At 35.8% G+C, this 16,987-nt stretch carries 20 protein-coding genes; 15 read left to right on the top strand and 5 right to left on the bottom strand.

What is annotated here, in order from left to right:
• Window positions 1-62: 62 nt before the first annotated feature.
• The 4 genes from ribD to ribH are packed head-to-tail and all read left to right on the top strand — an operon-like array spanning window position 63 to window position 3,427.
• Window positions 63-1,124: a bifunctional diaminohydroxyphosphoribosylaminopyrimidine deaminase/5-amino-6-(5-phosphoribosylamino)uracil reductase RibD gene (gene ribD / locus LDM90_RS04670; protein WP_223896679.1), complete on the top strand. Its 1,062-nt coding sequence runs from the start codon at window positions 63-65 to the stop codon at window positions 1,122-1,124.
• A complete protein-coding gene (ribE, locus tag LDM90_RS04665) occupies window positions 1,109-1,714 on the top strand; it encodes a riboflavin synthase (RefSeq protein WP_223896678.1) in 606 nt (201 codons plus the stop codon). Before ribD ends, ribE begins: the two co-directional genes overlap by 16 nt.
• An 11-nt stretch (window positions 1,715-1,725) precedes the next feature.
• Window positions 1,726-2,952 carry a GTP cyclohydrolase II gene (gene ribA, locus LDM90_RS04660; RefSeq protein ID WP_274381256.1) on the top strand — a complete coding sequence of 409 codons (1,227 nt, stop codon included), beginning with the start codon at window positions 1,726-1,728 and terminating at the stop codon, window positions 2,950-2,952.
• Window position 2,953: 1 nt separating this feature from the next.
• Window positions 2,954-3,427 carry a 6,7-dimethyl-8-ribityllumazine synthase gene (gene ribH / locus LDM90_RS04655; protein ID WP_038521200.1) on the top strand — a complete coding sequence of 158 codons (474 nt, stop codon included), beginning with the start codon at window positions 2,954-2,956 and terminating at the stop codon, window positions 3,425-3,427.
• 97 nt (window positions 3,428-3,524) lie between these two features.
• Here the strand turns inward: ribH and LDM90_RS04650 are convergent, their stop codons facing one another.
• Window positions 3,525-4,718 (bottom strand): MFS transporter, encoded by a 1,194-nt coding sequence (locus LDM90_RS04650; protein ID WP_223896677.1) that lies wholly within the window; start codon window positions 4,716-4,718, stop codon window positions 3,525-3,527.
• Window positions 4,719-4,905: 187 nt separating this feature from the next.
• The gene (gene rpe, locus LDM90_RS04645; protein WP_223896676.1) at window positions 4,906-5,550 is read right to left on the bottom strand and encodes a ribulose-phosphate 3-epimerase; all 645 of its coding nucleotides are present in this window, start codon (window positions 5,548-5,550) and stop codon (window positions 4,906-4,908) included.
• 176 nt (window positions 5,551-5,726) lie between these two features.
• On the opposite strand from rpe, the gene LDM90_RS04640 reads away from it, so the two are divergent.
• The 9 genes from LDM90_RS04640 (at window position 5,727) to LDM90_RS04600 (ending at window position 12,739) form a co-directional block, all read left to right on the top strand.
• The gene (locus tag LDM90_RS04640) at window positions 5,727-6,185 is read left to right on the top strand and encodes a PTS sugar transporter subunit IIA (RefSeq protein ID WP_223896675.1); all 459 of its coding nucleotides are present in this window, start codon (window positions 5,727-5,729) and stop codon (window positions 6,183-6,185) included.
• A 14-nt stretch (window positions 6,186-6,199) separates the two neighbouring features.
• Window positions 6,200-7,552 carry a PTS galactitol transporter subunit IIC gene (locus LDM90_RS04635; protein WP_223896674.1) on the top strand — a complete coding sequence of 451 codons (1,353 nt, stop codon included), beginning with the start codon at window positions 6,200-6,202 and terminating at the stop codon, window positions 7,550-7,552.
• 2 nt (window positions 7,553-7,554) lie between these two features.
• On the top strand, window positions 7,555-7,845 hold the full coding sequence (locus LDM90_RS04630) for a PTS sugar transporter subunit IIB (protein WP_034978874.1): 291 nt from the start codon (window positions 7,555-7,557) through the stop codon (window positions 7,843-7,845).
• Window positions 7,842-8,366: a YjbQ family protein gene (locus LDM90_RS04625; RefSeq protein ID WP_223896673.1), complete on the top strand. Its 525-nt coding sequence runs from the start codon at window positions 7,842-7,844 to the stop codon at window positions 8,364-8,366. Before LDM90_RS04630 ends, LDM90_RS04625 begins: the two co-directional genes overlap by 4 nt.
• Window positions 8,359-8,955: a KpsF/GutQ family sugar-phosphate isomerase gene (locus LDM90_RS04620; protein ID WP_034978870.1), complete on the top strand. Its 597-nt coding sequence runs from the start codon at window positions 8,359-8,361 to the stop codon at window positions 8,953-8,955. Before LDM90_RS04625 ends, LDM90_RS04620 begins: the two co-directional genes overlap by 8 nt.
• Complete coding sequence (hxlB, locus tag LDM90_RS04615; RefSeq protein WP_223896672.1) at window positions 8,948-9,490, top strand: 6-phospho-3-hexuloisomerase; 543 nt, start codon at window positions 8,948-8,950, stop codon at window positions 9,488-9,490. Before LDM90_RS04620 ends, hxlB begins: the two co-directional genes overlap by 8 nt.
• A gap of 12 nt (window positions 9,491-9,502) precedes the next feature.
• On the top strand, window positions 9,503-11,350 hold the full coding sequence (locus tag LDM90_RS04610; protein WP_223898712.1) for a BglG family transcription antiterminator: 1,848 nt from the start codon (window positions 9,503-9,505) through the stop codon (window positions 11,348-11,350).
• Window positions 11,351-11,500: 150 nt separating this feature from the next.
• Complete coding sequence (locus LDM90_RS04605) at window positions 11,501-11,677, top strand: hypothetical protein (protein ID WP_223896670.1); 177 nt, start codon at window positions 11,501-11,503, stop codon at window positions 11,675-11,677.
• A 72-nt stretch (window positions 11,678-11,749) separates the two neighbouring features.
• A complete protein-coding gene (locus LDM90_RS04600) occupies window positions 11,750-12,739 on the top strand; it encodes a D-2-hydroxyacid dehydrogenase (protein WP_223896669.1) in 990 nt (329 codons plus the stop codon).
• Between the two features lie 91 nt (window positions 12,740-12,830).
• Here the strand turns inward: LDM90_RS04600 and LDM90_RS04595 are convergent, their stop codons facing one another.
• Window positions 12,831-13,817, bottom strand: a complete 987-nt coding sequence (locus tag LDM90_RS04595) for a LacI family DNA-binding transcriptional regulator (protein WP_223896668.1) — start codon at window positions 13,815-13,817, stop codon at window positions 12,831-12,833.
• Between the two features lie 183 nt (window positions 13,818-14,000).
• On the opposite strand from LDM90_RS04595, the gene LDM90_RS04590 reads away from it, so the two are divergent.
• Entirely contained in the window at window positions 14,001-14,657 is a 657-nt protein-coding gene (locus LDM90_RS04590) for a ribulose-phosphate 3-epimerase (protein ID WP_223896667.1), read from the top strand.
• 17 nt (window positions 14,658-14,674) lie between these two features.
• Entirely contained in the window at window positions 14,675-15,172 is a 498-nt protein-coding gene (gene rpiB / locus LDM90_RS04585) for a ribose 5-phosphate isomerase B (protein ID WP_274381263.1), read from the top strand.
• Between the two features lie 119 nt (window positions 15,173-15,291).
• Here the strand turns inward: rpiB and LDM90_RS04580 are convergent, their stop codons facing one another.
• Window positions 15,292-16,095 carry an ABC transporter ATP-binding protein gene (locus LDM90_RS04580; protein WP_223896665.1) on the bottom strand — a complete coding sequence of 268 codons (804 nt, stop codon included), beginning with the start codon at window positions 16,093-16,095 and terminating at the stop codon, window positions 15,292-15,294.
• On the bottom strand, window positions 16,073-16,987 hold the full coding sequence (locus LDM90_RS04575) for an ABC transporter permease (protein ID WP_373307170.1): 915 nt from the start codon (window positions 16,985-16,987) through the stop codon (window positions 16,073-16,075). The genes LDM90_RS04580 and LDM90_RS04575 overlap by 23 nt, the downstream gene beginning before the upstream one ends.

The following is a 16,987-nucleotide window of genomic DNA, read 5'->3' as shown; positions in this document are numbered from 1 at the left end:
ATAAAAAATAAGCCTCGTTGATTTTATCAACGAGGTTTTTTTAATGCTTAGGAAGTGAAATAGTGCAGGATAGAGATTATATGCAAATGGCAGTCCAAGAAGCTTTAAAAGCCCAGGGAATGACTTGGACAAACCCATTAGTTGGTGCAGTTTTGGTTAAAGATGATCAGGTTTTAGCAACTGGCTACCACCATCAATTTGGCAAAGAACATGCGGAAGTAAATACACTGTCGCACTTAGCAGATCCCAAACAAGCTCGGGGAGCAACTTTGTATGTAACATTGGAGCCTTGCAGTCATTATGGTAAACAGCCACCTTGTTGCAAAAAAGTAGCCGAGGCCGGAATAAAAAAAGTTGTTATCGGTCAGGTCGATCCTCATCAAATTGTGGCAGGTAAAGGCATTAAATATCTTAAAAGTCATGGGGTTCAAACTGAAGTCATTGGTGGCACTGAGAATTTAAATGTTGCGTATAACTTTTTTTATCAGCAAGAAAGACCATTTGTGACACTTAAATATGCAATGTCTATTGATGGCAAAATTAATGCCGCGGGCAAAAGAAGAACACTTTTGACTGGGGACGCGGCTCAACTTGATGTACAAAAATTGCGGTTGCAAAATCAAGCCATTTTAATTGGTGCAAACACATTACGCATCGACAATCCGCTTTTAACTGTCAGAATAAAAAACTTACCACATCCACCTATTAGGATTGTTTTAACTAAGGATGCCAATCGGTTAGACTTTACCAGTCGAATATTTAAGACTCGCGGTCAAATTTGGTTACTGAGTGAAACAAACTTAACTCAAAATGTTGGAGAAAATGTGTGCTGTTATACTGCTAGCAAATGGACACCCCAAAAGGTAATCCAGCTTTTGGCTGAACATGAAATTCAATCGTTGTTAGTTGAAGGTGGAAGCAATGTACAGGCCCAGTTTATAGCAACTGATTTGGTGGATGAAATAGTAACATATATTGCCCCTCTGGTGTTGGGTGGCACAGCACTGCCTGCTGTGTACGGACAGGCTTTAACAGAAATAAGTCACTACCAACTATTGGATGTTAAAAGTTTAAGTCAAGACGTAAGAATTCGCGTGAGGAGAAAAGAATGTTTACAGGAATAATTCAAACAACGGGTACGATTACCCGCTTGGAAATTAGTGCGCAACATGCAAGACTAGGTATTTGTGCACCTGAACTGATACAAAAAGATTTGCCTTTGGGAGCAAGTATTGCCGTGAACGGCATTTGTTTAACCATTACTGACTGGAGCGAAGAAGACTTTGCAGTTGATGTAATGCCAGAAACAATGAAAAGAACTAATCTAGGCAAGTTGCAAAAAGGTAGCCTGGTAAATTTGGAACCTTCACTGGCGCTAAACGGCAAACTTGATGGACATATTGTTGCAGGACACATTGATACAACAGCCGAGCTGGTAAAACGAGTTGAAAACGAAAATTCTATTGAATTGGAATTTCAAGTACCACATAAGTATGATCCCTTTATTGTTGAAAAAGGATCAATTGCTATTGATGGTATTAGTCTAACAGTCACGATGGCAGAGAATGATCATTTTGGAGTAAGCTTAATACCTTATACCATCCAAAATACTACGCTTGCTCACTACCAGATAGGCGATAGAGCAAATATTGAAGTGGATATGATTGGTCGCTACGCAGTTAAGCAGATTCAGGCTTGGAAAAAAGAATTTTGATGGAGAAAAAAATGACAGAACAATTGAATGAAAAAATACAAAAAGTATTACAGCACATGCTAAATGGTGGATTGGTAATTGTGGCTGATTCACCACAACGTGAGTCTGAAGGGGATATGATTGGTTTAGCAGAAAAAGTCACGCCACAAGCTGTTAATATGATGATCACTAAGGCTCGTGGATTATTGTGCGTACCAATGAGCAAAGCCTATGCCGACCGTTTGCAGTTGAAGCCAATTGAAACGGGTTCGAACGATACTTTTGGCACGGCTTTCACTCTTAGTGTTGATTCCACTGAAACTACGACGGGAATTTCAGCTTTTGACCGGGCAAAGACTATTAAAAAATTGGCAGATCCTAATAGCCAATGGGCTGATTTTTACCATCCTGGTCATGTTTTTCCGTTAGTAGCTAAAGAAGGTGGCGTACTGGAACGTACTGGTCACACCGAAGCAGCCTTAGACTTAGCCAGATTGGCCGGAGTTGCTCCAGTTGGCTTTATCTGCGAATGCATTAAAAAAGACGGAACAATGGCCAGACGCAAAGACTTGAAAGCTTTAGCGGAAGGACTAGGCATTCCTTATTTGACTATTGAAGAGTTAATTGAATACCGTAAAAATCAGGAAAACAAAGATTTGGGGATTGAATCTTTTACTAAGGTTGATTTTCCCACAAAATACGGTCACTTCCAACTTGAAGGTTTTAGAGATACAAAGCATCCCGCAAAGCAACCGACTTTGTTAATTAGCAAAGGCGAAATTAAAAAAGGTGAACCACTTTTGTTGCGGCTTCACAGTGAATGTTTGACAGGGGATGTGTTTGGTTCTAAGCGTTGTGATTGTGGCGCTCAACTTGCAGAAGCACTAACTAAAATTGAGCAAAATGGTTCAGGAGCGGTTTTATACTTACGTCAAGAAGGTCGGGGAATTGGCCTTGAGAATAAATTGCGTGCTTATAAGCTGCAAGATGAGGGTATGAATACGGTAGAAGCTAACCAGCATCTAGGCTTGCCAGTTGATGCTCGCCGCTACAATGTCGCAGCCGAAATCTTAAGACAAAAGGGCGTTAGTGAAGTTAAATTAATGACTAATAACCCTGATAAGGTAGCGCAATTAGAAAATTACGGTATAAAAGTTACTGAACGCATTCCAGTTGAAGTGGGCATGACGGCAGAGAATAAGAAATACTTGGCTACTAAAAAACATGAAATGAATCATATTTTAAATGAGGTGGATTAGAATGAAAGAAATTAACGGAAACATTGCTCAAGGACAAGATAAAAAGATTGGGATTGTTGTTGCTCAGTTTAATGGTGTGGTCACAGACCGACTACTTTCTGGAGCAGTGTCACAATTAAAAAAATCGGGCGTGAAAGATGAAAATATTGTGATTGTTAGAGTACCCGGTGCCTTTGAAATTGCCCGCACAGTCAACTGCTTGGCAAAGAGTGGCAAAGTCGATGGCATTATTGCTCTAGGCGCAGTAATTCGGGGCGAAACTGCTCACTTTACCTATGTTTGTGAAGGCACTACTTCACAATTAGCGGCTGCATCAGCAAATGGCAAAGTGCCAGTGATGTTTGGCGTGTTAATGACTGATACAGTGGCACAAGCAACTGATCGTGCCGGCGGCAAATCTGGCAACAAAGGTGCAGAATGTGCTACAGATGTCTTAGAAGTTTTAAATATAGAAGAGCAAATAAAGCAATTATAATTTAATTAAGTGCATCATCGCTATTGGGCGCCACTAATAACGAAAAAAGCCATCTCTAGAAATAGAGGTGGTTTTTTATACCTTCACTTCAATGCTTTTAATTAATCTCTTCTAAGCGGTACCGCTGCACATTATTGCCTAGAAGTATAAAAACAAGTAAAAGGGCAATTCCAGCAGCAAGTAAAGTAAGAGCTGGTTGGTGGCAAGCATTGGCAATTGCAGATACTCCGACAGTAAAAAAGATATTCAATAGAGAACTCCCCAGCTGCAAGAAACTTGATTGCGAAGACTGCACCTCTTTACCGGTTCTTTTAATTCTGGTTTTATTGCACCAATTAGCGATTGGTAAAGTTTCGCCATATATCAGTACAGTAATAACGCTCATAGTAACGATTGTTTGGTTTAAAAAGAAAATTCCTAAAGCCAGGGTGGTAATAAATACTAAAGCACTAAGTAGCCAAAATGTATTATCAAAGCGTATAAGAACAGCACCTAAGAAAAGACCACTGACTACGGCAACTAGTAGCCAGTAAACGTGACTATAGTTAGGATCAATCGCTTTCCAGAAATAGATCATCAACCCGTTAAATACTGATTGGAGAGCACTGGTAAAAATGGCAACGATAATTGAGGCGCGTAAGCCTTTGCTAGCAGTTATGTTGTGCCAAACTGTCACAAGATGAGGTAAGGTTTTAAAACTATTTTGGTTTTTAGTAAAGTGCCTTTGGTGTAAAGCAATAGAGAGAAAGATGTTTATAAAAAAGCCGCCGCTTGCTACTAAGAGAAAAGACAAATAGTTGCGAGTAGTAAAAATTAAAACTGCCATCGCTGCCACACTGGCAATATTACCAATAAGTCCGGCAATGGAATTAAGGTTAATAGTTCGCTCCAGGACATTTTCTGAAAGAAGTGACTTTAAATTCCCAGTGAAAGATAACCCTTCTACTAAGCTAAACATTGTTATACAAAGGTCAACCATAATGTATAAAGGTACAAAGTATTTTTGTGGAAAAGTAAAAGGTAGTAATAAAAATAAACTCAGTAAAATATACATCCAGATAAGCATGCGCCTCTTGTCAGTGTTATCAAGCTTGGAACCGATAAATAAAACACTCACAATAAGTGCTAATGAACTGATACTTGAGATCAAGCCGTTAATAACGATATTATCTGAATATTCACGGATAATTAGTGAACCGCCAATTCCAACCAAGATGCTGCTAAAATTCGTCAAAAAATTGATTAAAGGTAATAATATTTGATTACGGCTGAGAAAGTTATTATTGTCCAATTTTGCCACGCTTTCGTTTTGTATAATGAGAAGCGTAACATGTAGAAATTTTGCTGGCACCAAAAGTAACACAAAAGGTCATTTCTTTTACTTGAAACGACCTTTTTCGATATGCAAAATTAAATTGTATTTAAAATTGGCTTTCAAAAGGGATAAAAAGACCATTTCCATTAAGGAAATAGCTTTTTTATATATTTTTTAATGTTTGAATTTGTTTTTTAAAATCGCCTTTAAAGATGTAAGAACCTGAAACTGCAATATCAAGTCCTGCTTTTTTTAGTTCACTAATATTTTGGTTGCTAATGCTGCCATCGGCTTCAATTTGATAATGATAATGATTAATTTGTCTCAGATCATCCAGTTCTTTAACTTTGTTAATAGTATTAGGGATAAATTTGGCACCACTTGTTCCAGGATCAACTGACATGACCATAACTTGATCAACGAAATCGAGAACAGGAGTTATGGCATTGACAGGGGTACCAGGATTAATAATAACTTCGCTTTTTTTGCCTGCATGTTTAATTAATGATAGAGCACGATGAATATGCTGTGTTGATTCTACATGTATGCCAATTACTTTCGTAGTTTTGCAACAGTAGTGGTTAATTAATTTCTCTGGATTATTTACCATCATATGAATATCAAGTGGGACTGAAGAGTAATCACTAATTTCCTTAACCAGATTTTCGCCGAAATCAATTTCAGAAACAAAAGTACCATCCATTACGTCAATATGAAAATAATCAGCTCCTCCTTTTTCTAATAAAGTTAGTGTTTTTGCTAGATTGATTTTAGGACCACTATGTAAAGATACGGCTACTTCGACCATTTTATCTCCTCCTTAATATAACTTATAGCCAACACGCTCTTTTATTGCAAAATAATTTTTGCCCAGTAAGAGTGAAAGTTATGCTCCTTTTATTTTCACCTTGCGGTGCAAAATTGCTTTTTCCTTTAATAAATAAAGCGCTTAATATTGTGACATAAAGAAAGGCGGATGAAGGAATGTTCTTCGATAAAAGAATAATCAAGCTAGATGTTGATGCAAGAAATAGCACAGAAATAATTACCAAAATGGCTAAAGCACTGAAAGAAAGGGATGTAATTAAAGATAGTTATTTGGAACATGTTTTAAAACGGGAAACCGACTTTCCAACTGGGTTAGAACTTGAAGAGGGATTTGGAGTGGCAATCCCTCACACAGATTCGGCATATGTCAATACTTCACAGATAGCTCTAGCAACTTTAAAAAACCCCGTTCATTTTAAAAGCATGGTAAATAAATCTGTCAATGTCAAAGTTAACATTGTCTTTATGATTGCAATGAGCAAGCCGCATGAACAGGCGCAGTTATTAAGCAATTTAATGACTTTCTGCCAAAATAAAACGGCTATTAAAGAGTTGATGTCAGCATCTGAAATTGATCAAGCAGATCAAATATTGAAGAAATACGGATTGAATTAAAGGAGTGGTAAAAAATGTTTGTACAGGCCATACATTGGTTCTTAAACTTAGGCTCAACAGTTGGTATACCAATTATTATCATTATTTTGGGTCTAATTGTCGGTTTAAAACCATCTAAAGCACTGATTTCTGGCTTGACCTTAAGTGCTGGTTTTATTGGAATGAACATGGTAGTTAACATGATGGCTACTAACTTGCAACCTGCAATTAAATTGATGGTTGCAAGATATCATTTGTCGTTAAGTATTATGGATGTTGGTTGTGGAGTCGGAGGTCCACTTGCCTTTTCAAGTTCTTTAGGTGTTTTGGCAATTCCACTAACTATTTTAATAAATCTGGTTTTAGTGTGGATTGGTTTAACGAGAACACTGAATGTTGATATTTGGAATTTATGGCAACCAACATTTATTGGTTTGCTGGTATGGGCAGTTTCAGGTAATTATGTATACGGCATAATTGCTTTAGCTGGTGGCTTTCTACTGGAATTGTTTTTAGCAGACTTGATGCAGCCAATTACGGAAAAGTTTTTCAACTTGCCTGGTATTGCTGTAACTCATACAATGGCTCTTTCAGCCACAATTTTAGCTGTACCGTTAAACTGGTTATTTGATAAAATTCCAGGATTTAACAAATTAGACGCAAGTCCAGAAAAAATTCAAAAACGGTTTGGCGTTTTAGGTGATCCATTAGTTATTGGCTTTATTGTAGGAGTTGGTATCGGACTACTAGCTGGCTTTGATGTTTCTGGTATTTTGCAACTTGGAGTTGAAATGGGTGCAACTTTGAAAATCATGCCAAAAATGATTTCAATGTTCATGGAAAGTTTAACTCCAATTTCTTCAGCAACCCAAGAGTTTACTAAGAAGCATTTACACGGCAAAAAAGTAAACATTGGTATGGATGCTGCTTTAACTGTTGGTCATCCAGCTGTGATCGCTACTAGTGTTTTAATGATTCCAATCTCACTGTTCTTAGCCACAATTTTACCTGGTAATAAAGTTTTGCCTCTAGGAGATTTAACACTTTATGTTTATGTATTTACTCTATTAGTTGGTGCTTTTAAAGGCAATATTATCAGAAGTTTAATAGGAGCAGTCATCTATTCGGTACCAATGCTGTATTTGTCTACTTGGCTTTCACCATTAGTAATGAAGAGTTTCAAGTTGGCCAATTACAGTATTAATACGAAAGGTGCGTTTTCGTTCGAACTGTCTGGATTATGGACAAATTCAATTTTCGTTTGGATGACGCAAAACTTCGGTGTTATTGGTTTGGGTGTTTTGATAGTTGTTTTACTTGGCCTTCTATACTACTTAAATGTAATTAAGAAATTTAATGCTGGTCCAAGTGCAGAGGAAGGTGAATAATCATGAAAAAAATGTTAATTATGTGTGGTGCTGGACATGCTACTTCAACCATTGTCCACGCAAAAGTTAATGACTGGCTAAAAGAGAATGGCTTTGAAAATGACGTTGAAATTAAGCAATCTGCTGTTAGTCAAGAAGTTGAGAACATTCAAAATGGCAATTATGATATTGTTATTTCAACTACGATAGTTCCTGATGAAATTAAAGACAAGGTAATTAATGGTGTAGCTCTTTTGACAGGTATTGGTACAGATCAAGTATGGGACAAAGTAAAGGCAGCTATTGAATCATGAGTTTCTATTTTGATGAATTAGAGCTAGAAACAGTTCAAGGCAGACCTTCTTATCATATGATTACGGAGCAAGTAAAGGACGCTGTTAACAAAAGTAATATTGCTAATGGCATTTGTTTAGTGCAAACTACGCATACAACATGTTCTGTCTATTTTGACGAGTATATGCATGACAAAAATTACTATGATGATGATTTCCTGCAAGTTGATCTAACTAATGTATTAGACAAGATAGTTCCTCGTCAGCAGTCAGAAAATTATCCCTATCTTAGTCCTGGTCCAGAGCATATTGCTTATGGAATGAAAAAGACTGATCCTAATTATCCGGCGGTTAAATGGACGATGTTAAATACAGATGGTCATTTGAGATCAGATTTCCTTGGGTCAAGCGTTACCTTGGGAGTTAAGCAGCATAGGCTACTTTTAGGTTCAGTTGGTCAGATCTTTTTTGCAGATTTTGATCAAACTAGAGCAAGAAAAAGAAAAATTGAAATCATAATTCTAGGTGAAACAGATGAATAATTATTCCGCACTTTTCCAAGCTGAAGGCGAAGAAATTATTAAGCTTGGCCAAAGCATTAGTGAAGAAGATTTTACTCATTTACTAAAAACCATAGAAAAAAATACTAATAATGTTTTTCTCACTGGTTGTGGTACTTCAGCAATGGCAGCTCGCAAAGCAACCCACACATTAAATGTTGTAGGTATCTCAGCTTTTTATCTTAATCCGTCAGATGCTGTTCATGGCGGCTTAGGACAAGTGAAAAAAGGCGATACTGTCATCTTTATATCAAAAGGTGGTTCTACTAAAGAATTAACTAGTTTTGACCAAAATGTTAAAGAAAAACAGGCAAAAATTGTCACTGTAACTGAAAATGTTGATTCGATTTTGGCAAAAAATGCAGATTTGGTTGTAAAAGTTAAAGTTGAAAAAGAACTGGATGAGTTTAATATGCTGGCTACTACCAGTACTTTGGCTGTCATTTCTCTATTTGATGTTATAGCAACAATACTAATGAAAGATGAAAATTTTACCAAAAAAGCCTTTTTATTAAATCATCCTTCTGGTAAAGTGGGACAGCGACTAGCAAAGGATGTCAGAAATGATTGACGAATTTGATCAAATTATTAGTGAACTTAGCAATATAAATTGTGATCTCACAAATGAAAAAGCTGACCAAATTTTAAGAATGTTTTTGAATGCCAAAAGTATTTTTCTTTCGGGTGAAGGCAGAAGTGGCTTAATGATAAATGCTCTTGCAAATCGGTTAACGCAGTTTGGCCTTAGAGTACATCTAGTCACTGAGATAACAGCACCGGCGATTGGCAAAGATGATTTATTAATTTTTAATTCTGCTAGTGGTAAATCATCAACTCTAATTTCGCAAGAAGAAAGTGCTAAAAAAGCAAAAGCAAAAATTATAGTTTTTACAGCTAATAAAAAGGCACCGCTTAATCAAAAAAGTGATGTGACTGTATTAATTGAGGCCCAAGACAAGGATACAGCTGGCTCTTCAATTCAGCCTATGGGAAGTTTGTATGAACAATCTTCTTTACTATTGTTTGACAGTTTGGTATTAAGAGCTCTTCATACTAATTTGGTTACAGCAAGTCAATTACGTTCAGTACACTCTAATCTTGAATAGGTGAGGAGATAAATGATGGGTGGCAACAGAGATTTATTAGATTTTTTACGACAAAATAATGAATCTTGGATCACTGCGAAAACTCTTGCAATGAAACTGGCAATTTCGGAAAGAACGGTGAAAAATAGAATAGCTCAGCTACGTCAAAACAATATTGAAATTGAAAGTGGACCAAAAGGTTATAAATTTAAAGGTAGTAATGAAACCCAGGTAAAAAATAGCAGCTTACCTATAACCGTCAATCAAAGAAGCTCTTGGCTGATACGAAAATTGATTATGGCGGAAGAACCAATCAATATTTATGATTTGTCTGGTCAACTTTACATTAATGATGTGGAGCTGAGAAAAGAAATAAAAAATTTAAGCAATGAGTTTTCCAATTTTGATCTGAAATTAGTTCGTTCTGGTGATTTTTATCATGTTGAAGGAAAAGAAGAAAATAAAAGGAAAATATTGTCATCAATCATATATCATGAATTGAACGGGACTCTGTTAAATGAAAAAGCAATTCAAGAATATTTTCCTGATGTTAAAGTTCATTTAATCAGCAAAATTTTAAGTCAAAGTATTTCTGAAACTAAGACAAAATTAGATTCTTTTAATTTTAGCAATTTCTTATTACACCTGGTGATTATGATTGATCGTTCTGATGAAACAATAGAAAAGCCGGATGTTAATAAAATTGATAATGTTTTAGTACATCGACTTGTTGAAGAGATTAATAATAAAACTGACTATTGCTTATCCGCATATGATGTTAAGCAACTGGTAAATATGTCGGAATTATTAATAGGTAATCATAAGATTGAAGTACCCAAAAAGTCACAAATTAATAAGTTATTTAAGAGAATCGTGTTGTTTGTGAGAAAAACCTATGACTTAGATCTCGACGAAGAATTATTTAAGAAAAGATTTTTGCCACATTTATTACGTTTAATAGATCGTTTTAAAAATAATGATACAATTCATAATCCCTTGGCAAAAAATATAAAAAACTCTTCACCTACAATATATGAATGTGCTACTTTAATAGCATATGAAATAAATAATGTGTTAGGTATTTCAGTTAGTGAAGAAGAAATTGCTTTTATTGCTTTGCATGTAGGTAATATCGTTACCGAGCAAATTAGGAATGAAAATAAAGTTATCGGTCAGTTGTTTATGCCGGAATATCATGGTAATGCTAAAGACACTGTAGACATTATTGATCAAAAATTTAATAATGATATGGCTTTACTTAATACTATTACCGATGAATCTGATATTTTAGATGAAACGCAACTGGTAATTGTGGCAGACTCAAAACAAATTATAAAAAATCATAATTTTGTGCAAATCTCTAGTTTTCTGTTACCTAATGACATTAATAAAATTCAAAAAGCAATTAAGCAGATTAAGGATGCAAATTTATCTCAAGAATTAAAACGTGGTCTGGCAAAATTTACATCTAAAAATAATTTTGTCAGAGAAAGTGGCAGTCGGAGTGCTTCAGAAATTATTCACTGCATTTCTACGCAATTTATTAAAGAAAAAATTGTTGGTCAGGATTTTGAAAAAAAGATTTTAGAAAGAGAAAAGCTTTCTAGTACAGCTTTTGGATCAGTTGCAATTCCGCACCCTATTGATTATGATGCCGAGAAGAGCCAGTGGTTTATTTATATTAACCCTAAGGGAATAAAATGGGGAAATCAGTTAGTTTATTTAATTATTACGTTGGCTTCGAGCAAGAAGGATGAGAAGAAATTCCGTAAAGTTTTTGATGAACTATCTGAGGTTATCATTAATGATAATAAAGTTTCTAAGTTAACTGCCAGTAAAACGTATGATGAATTTGTAAATGAAATTGTAAAAGTTGAATAATTAATCAGTAATATAAAAATGTATTGTTATTTTGGATAACAGTACATTTTTTTGTTGGCAATTTTAAAAATTTACTTTCTCACTGTATAACTAAACCTTTATAATTAAGATACTATGTTTTTTAATTAATTTAATAAGTGGGGAGAACCTATGACTACAATTAGTAGCTTGCGTGGCGTACCCGTAATTTCTAAAGTTTGTGACTTGCTAGTAGCAGCTACGGGATTAGTAATGGGACAACGGGGTGTCAATATGCCTCTAGCCTGCATTTGCGGTCTTGAATATGATAAAGATACGTCTTCTGGCATTAGAGATACCGTAAATTAGGCTTAATAGGATATGTCAAACTTAAAAACAAAGATTATCAATTTTTATAAGCAAGAATAGGAGAGATAAAAAGTGAAAATTATTTGTTATGGTGTAATTAAGATGGAAGAAAGCATTATTGAAAACTGGGCTCAAAAAAACCAAGTTGAAATAAAGATCGTCCACGATGACTTGTCTGCAGATAATGCTGATTTAGCACAAGGTTTTGACGGAGTGAGTTCTGAAGGAAATCTTCCAGTCGGTGCCAGTGTCTACGAAAAATTTAAGCAATATGGTATTAAGCAATTATCCGTGCGGCAGGTTGGAGTTGATAATCAAGATGTAGCAGCCGCAAAAAAGAATGGTATTAAAATTACAAACGTTGCAGCTTATTCACCAAGAGCCATTGCCGAACTCGGTGTAACCGATGCAATGTACTTACTGCGCAAAATTGGGATATATCAAGACAGAATGGATCATGGTGATTTTACTTATGATAAAAGTACAATTAGTACTGAAATTTTTAATTGCACTGTCGGTATAGTTGGCGCTGGTCATATTGGTGGAGCCAGTGCACACCTATACAGCGCATTGGGCGCTAAAGTTTTGGCTTGTGATCCGGTTTATGACGCATCTCTGGAACCTTACCTCACTTATACCGACTTTGATACGATTCTTGCTGAATCCGATATTATTTCTTTGCATACGCCGTTATTAGCAAGTACTAAAAACATGATTGACAAAACTGCTTTTGATAAAATGAAGAAAAAGCCTATTTTGATTAACGTAGCTCGTGGAGGCTTGGTTGACACACAAGCTTTAATTGCGGCTCTTAAAAATGGACAAATTTCTGCTGCAGCCTTGGATACTTTAGCCGATGAAACAGATTTTTATGATAAAAAGAATATGCTGAATTCCCTTCCGGAAGATTATAAAGAACTAAAAGCAATGCCACAGGTATTAATCACCCCGCATATTGCTTTCTTCACGAAACTAGCTGTTAAAAACAGTATTGAAATTGCTTTGAACGATGCCAAAACAATTATTTCCGGAGGAGAAGTAAATAGCGTAGTTAACTTGTAAATAGTTAGTGAAAATATTTTAGCCGCAAATGGTCGTTATAACAATGAAATGAAACAGCATCTTTAAACAAAATAGCTAAGTTTTTACTTGGCTATTTTGTGGTTTCTCTGATTATTAATTTAGTTGGAATTAGAAATTGACTTCCTTTTTCATTTTGTTTATTGATGGCATGCATCATGCTGGTAACAGCTGTTTGTGCAATTTTTCTGGTATTTTGCTGGATGGTTGTTAACTTTGGTGTAACTATGTTAGCTGCAGGTACATCGTCGAAACCTATAACTTGAATTTGTTGTGGAACTTGGTAACCAAGATTTTTAAGATATTTGAGTAATTCCATTGCAATTCCGTCATCGACGGCAAATAAACTATCAGTATTGGGATTTTTTTGCAAAAATTTGGCGAATGAAGATTGACTTTGCAATTTAAGTTCATGGCGCGACTTGAGGAATTTAAGAGAATGATTTTTCAAACTTTCTTTAAAACCGTCAATTCTAGATATAATTGAGGTGCCAACCTTTTTGACCACGACAACTGGAGATTTTGCTCCTTTTTGAAATAAGTAATTAGTTGCATCTAGGGCACCTTGATAGTGATTAGAAGAAATAAAAACTGTATTATGAAAATTTTCTGGTTCACGATCAATACAAATGTAGGGAATTTCTTTTAGAGAACTTTGAAATTTAAAACCATGTTGATAAGATCCGGAAATTACAATAATGCCATCAACCTTTTTGTTTTCAAGCATACGTAAGTATGCTTTTTCTTTTTGCTCATTTTTATCAGTATTACAAATAATGGTGGAATAATTTTTGGTAAAAAGCAACTCTTCAATTTTTTGAACCAAATCGGCAAAAAAGGGATTTTTAATGTCTGGAACAAGGATTCCGATAGTGAATGTAATATTCGTACGCAAACTACGGGCATTGTTATCGATTTTATAGCCAGTTTGTTCAATAACATCTAAAACCTTTTGTCTGGTTTTTTCAGAGAACCTGCCATTATTATTAATTACCCGTGAAACTGTTGCAGTTGAAACATTACATAATTTTGCAATGTCTTTAATTGAATATTGCTTCATTACCTACTCCTTCATTTATTGCCTAATTATATCATTAAAATAAAAATTTAAGTTCTTTTTGTGGTTAAACGATTGCTCTATTTTATAACTTATTATTTAGAAAAACGTTTACAAATAAAAAATTAAGTGCAATAATAGCAGTATGTTAATTTGAGTAAACGATTACTCAAAAAGGAGGAGAAAATGTCTTTAATACTAAGCCCGTCAATGATGTGCGCAGATTTTAGTAATTTAAAACAAGAAGTTGAAAAGCTGAATAACGCTGGAGTCGATATGTATCACATGGATGTAATGGATGGTAGATATGTTCCGAATTTTGCATTAGGACCAGAAGATTATCAAACAATCCGTTCCTTGACGAAGAAGCCTATGGATGCTCATTTGATGATTGAAAATCCTCGTTCTTACATTAAATTCTTTAGTGATTTGGGAGCAGACATTATTTATTTTTGCCCAGATGCTGAAAAGCAACCTGCAAGGACGATTGATGATATTCACGCTTTGGGTAAAAAAGCTGGAATTGCAGTAGATACGGGAACGTCTTTCACTACAGTTCAAGAACTTTTACCTAACGCAGACTATGTTTTAGTAATGACTGTTCATCCAGGATTTGCTGGACAGCCATTTCAAGATTTTGTAATGCCAAAGCTGGATCAGTTTATCACAGCAAAAGAAAAGTATGAGTTTGTCTTAGGAATTGACGGAGCAGTTACACGAGAAAGAATTAATCAACTGCATAGAAAAGGTGTTGATAATTTTATTCTCGGAACTTCGGCACTATTTAACAAGCCAGTTTCTTATCAGGAAACAATTGCTCAAATCAGAAAGGAAAATCAGTAAAAATGGTTGCAAAGAAAATAAAAATAGCTTTTGGATCAGATCATGTCGGCTTGGAATTGAAGCCAACAATTATGGAATATGTTAAAAGTTTGGGCTATGAAGTTTATGATTTTGGGACTAAGAGTAATGAGAAAACTGATTATCCTATTTACGGGCAAAAGGTTGGTAAAGCCGTGGCTAGCGGAGACTATGATCTGGGAATCGTAATTTGTGGCACTGGTGTAGGCATTTCCTTAGCAGCAAACAAGGTAAAAGGCATTCGAGCTTGTGTATGCAGTGACTGCTATTCAGCTAAACTCTCGCGAATGCATAACAATACAAATGTATTAGCCTTCGGCTCTCGCGTAGTTGGTCCAGAGTTAGCCAAGATGATCGTCAAAAATTGGTTAGAAGCCAAATATATTGGCGGTCGTCATGAAAGAAGGGTAGAAGAATTAGCAGCAATCGAAAGTGATGATGAACAAAAGTTTGATGAATTGGAGCACTCCAAAGAATTTGATGGCAAAGAAAAATGATCATGGCAGTGTCACTTTGAAGGTTCAAGTGTAACTAAAAAATTCGAAATAATATAAGAAATGAGTCTCGAAAGGTTAGATCACCTTCGGGACTCATTTAATGTTTTTTAAATTAGATGCTATGCCAGTAAAATAGCATCATCTTCAAGCCCCAAACCAACATGCTTTTGGAATAGTTCCATCAGTTTAGGCACCGTCAAGTTTTGTTTATCTTCACCGGCCAAATCAATTGCCACACGACCTTGATGCAACATAATCAATCGATTACCGTATCGTATAGCATCTTCCATGTTGTGAGTAACCATAAAAGCTGTTAAATGCTGTTCGGATATTAACTTTTCAGTTAATTGCATGACTGTAATCGAGGTTTGCGGATCAAGAGCCGCAGTATGTTCATCCAGTAAAATCAAGTCTGGTCTCTGCAAAGTCGCCATTAAAAGAGTAATGGCTTGTCTTTGACCACCGGAAAGAAGTCCAATTTCAGTTTCCAGACGATTTTCCAGATTTAAGTTAAGTTGTGCCAACTGTTTTTTGAAAAATTTTCTATCTTGTTTTTTAACTCCAGGGCGAAAACCGCGTCGTTGGCCTCGTTTCATGGCTAAAGCCAAATTTTCTTCAACTGTTAATCTGACCGCTGTTCCCATTTTAGGATCTTGAAATACACGACTAATATTTTTTGCTCGCTTAGTAACAGGCATTTTTGTAATATCGGTACCTTTTAAAATAATCTGACCCTCTTGAATAGGCAGCGTTCCAGCAATACTATTGAGCAGGGTAGACTTACCGGCTCCGTTACTACCAATGATAGTCACAAAATCCCCGGCTTCTAAATTAAGGTCAATACCACGTAAAACACGGTTTTCATTGACAGTTCCTTGCTCAAAAGTTTGATGCAAATTTTTAATTTTTAGTACTTCTGGCATTTTGCTTTCCTCCTTTAAGATTGCGTGGCAAGTGGAAATTCGGCAAAGTTAAGCACACAACTAAAACTAAAGCTGAAGCTAATTTTGCATCAGATGGTTCTACATTCATCTGGAACACTAGGGCTAAAATCAGCCTATAAATGATGGCACCTACAACTAAAGTAAGTAAACGACCGCCAATTGGCAGATTCCTGATAAGTACTTCTGCAATAATAATTGAAGCTAATCCAATAACCAGAGTACCAACACCAGAGTTAAGATCGGCAAAGCCGTTATTTTGTGCTAAAAGTCCACCTGACAGGGCAATGCACCCGTTAGAAATCATATAGCCTAAAATTTTCATTCCTTGAGTTTTGATACCATTTGCGGCACTCATTTGAGGATTGTCGCCTGTAGCTCTCATAGCCAGGCCAATTTCAGTTTTGAAAAAAACAACTAATAATAGTATAACCAAAAGTGCAATTATCAATCCCATCGCAATTACTGCATTGTTACGACTTAATCCCCAATTTTGCGCAATTGTAAAAACTGTATCTTTGCCCAGCAATGAAACATTAGCAGCGTTTTGCATTACTCTGGAAGTAATGGAGTACAAGCCAGTCATTGTAATAATTCCTGCTAGTAAGGAAGGAATACGCAATTTAGTGTTCAAAATACCAGTAACTAAGCCAGCAATCAAACCGCCAACAAATGCGGCAACAGTTGCCAAAATAGGATTAATTCCCTTAATAATGCACATCGTTGCAACGGCTCCCCCTAATGGAAAGCTGCCTTCAGCTGTCATGTCGGCTAGATCTAATATCCGAAAAGTTAAGTAAACACCGATTGCCATTAATGACCAAAGTAATCCTTGAGAAGTAGATGAAAGTAATAACTCCCAAAATGTATTCAA

Source organism: Lactobacillus huangpiensis, from assembly GCF_019972815.1.
GTDB classification, from domain to species: Bacteria; Bacillota; Bacilli; order Lactobacillales; family Lactobacillaceae; genus Lactobacillus; species Lactobacillus huangpiensis.
This window is presented reverse-complemented; position numbering and strand designations above follow the sequence as displayed.

Bases quoted from the DNA above. Each gene is read 5' to 3' on its own strand.
- ribE (WP_223896678.1), top strand. From the start codon at position 1,109: ATGTTTACAGGAATAATTCAAACAACGGGTACGATTACCCGCTTGGAA.
- ribA (WP_274381256.1), top strand. From the start codon at position 1,726: ATGACAGAACAATTGAATGAAAAAATACAAAAAGTATTACAGCACATG.
- ribH (WP_038521200.1), top strand. From the start codon at position 2,954: ATGAAAGAAATTAACGGAAACATTGCTCAAGGACAAGATAAAAAGATT.
- rpe (WP_223896676.1), bottom strand. From the start codon at position 5,550: ATGGTCGAAGTAGCCGTATCTTTACATAGTGGTCCTAAAATCAATCTA.
- LDM90_RS04640 (WP_223896675.1), top strand. From the start codon at position 5,727: ATGTTCTTCGATAAAAGAATAATCAAGCTAGATGTTGATGCAAGAAAT.
- LDM90_RS04635 (WP_223896674.1), top strand. From the start codon at position 6,200: ATGTTTGTACAGGCCATACATTGGTTCTTAAACTTAGGCTCAACAGTT.
- LDM90_RS04630 (WP_034978874.1), top strand. From the start codon at position 7,555: ATGAAAAAAATGTTAATTATGTGTGGTGCTGGACATGCTACTTCAACC.
- LDM90_RS04625 (WP_223896673.1), top strand. From the start codon at position 7,842: ATGAGTTTCTATTTTGATGAATTAGAGCTAGAAACAGTTCAAGGCAGA.
- LDM90_RS04620 (WP_034978870.1), top strand. From the start codon at position 8,359: ATGAATAATTATTCCGCACTTTTCCAAGCTGAAGGCGAAGAAATTATT.
- hxlB (WP_223896672.1), top strand. From the start codon at position 8,948: ATGATTGACGAATTTGATCAAATTATTAGTGAACTTAGCAATATAAAT.
- LDM90_RS04610 (WP_223898712.1), top strand. From the start codon at position 9,503: ATGATGGGTGGCAACAGAGATTTATTAGATTTTTTACGACAAAATAAT.
- LDM90_RS04605 (WP_223896670.1), top strand. From the start codon at position 11,501: ATGACTACAATTAGTAGCTTGCGTGGCGTACCCGTAATTTCTAAAGTT.
- LDM90_RS04595 (WP_223896668.1), bottom strand. From the start codon at position 13,817: ATGAAGCAATATTCAATTAAAGACATTGCAAAATTATGTAATGTTTCA.
- LDM90_RS04590 (WP_223896667.1), top strand. From the start codon at position 14,001: ATGTCTTTAATACTAAGCCCGTCAATGATGTGCGCAGATTTTAGTAAT.
- LDM90_RS04580 (WP_223896665.1), bottom strand. From the start codon at position 16,095: ATGCCAGAAGTACTAAAAATTAAAAATTTGCATCAAACTTTTGAGCAA.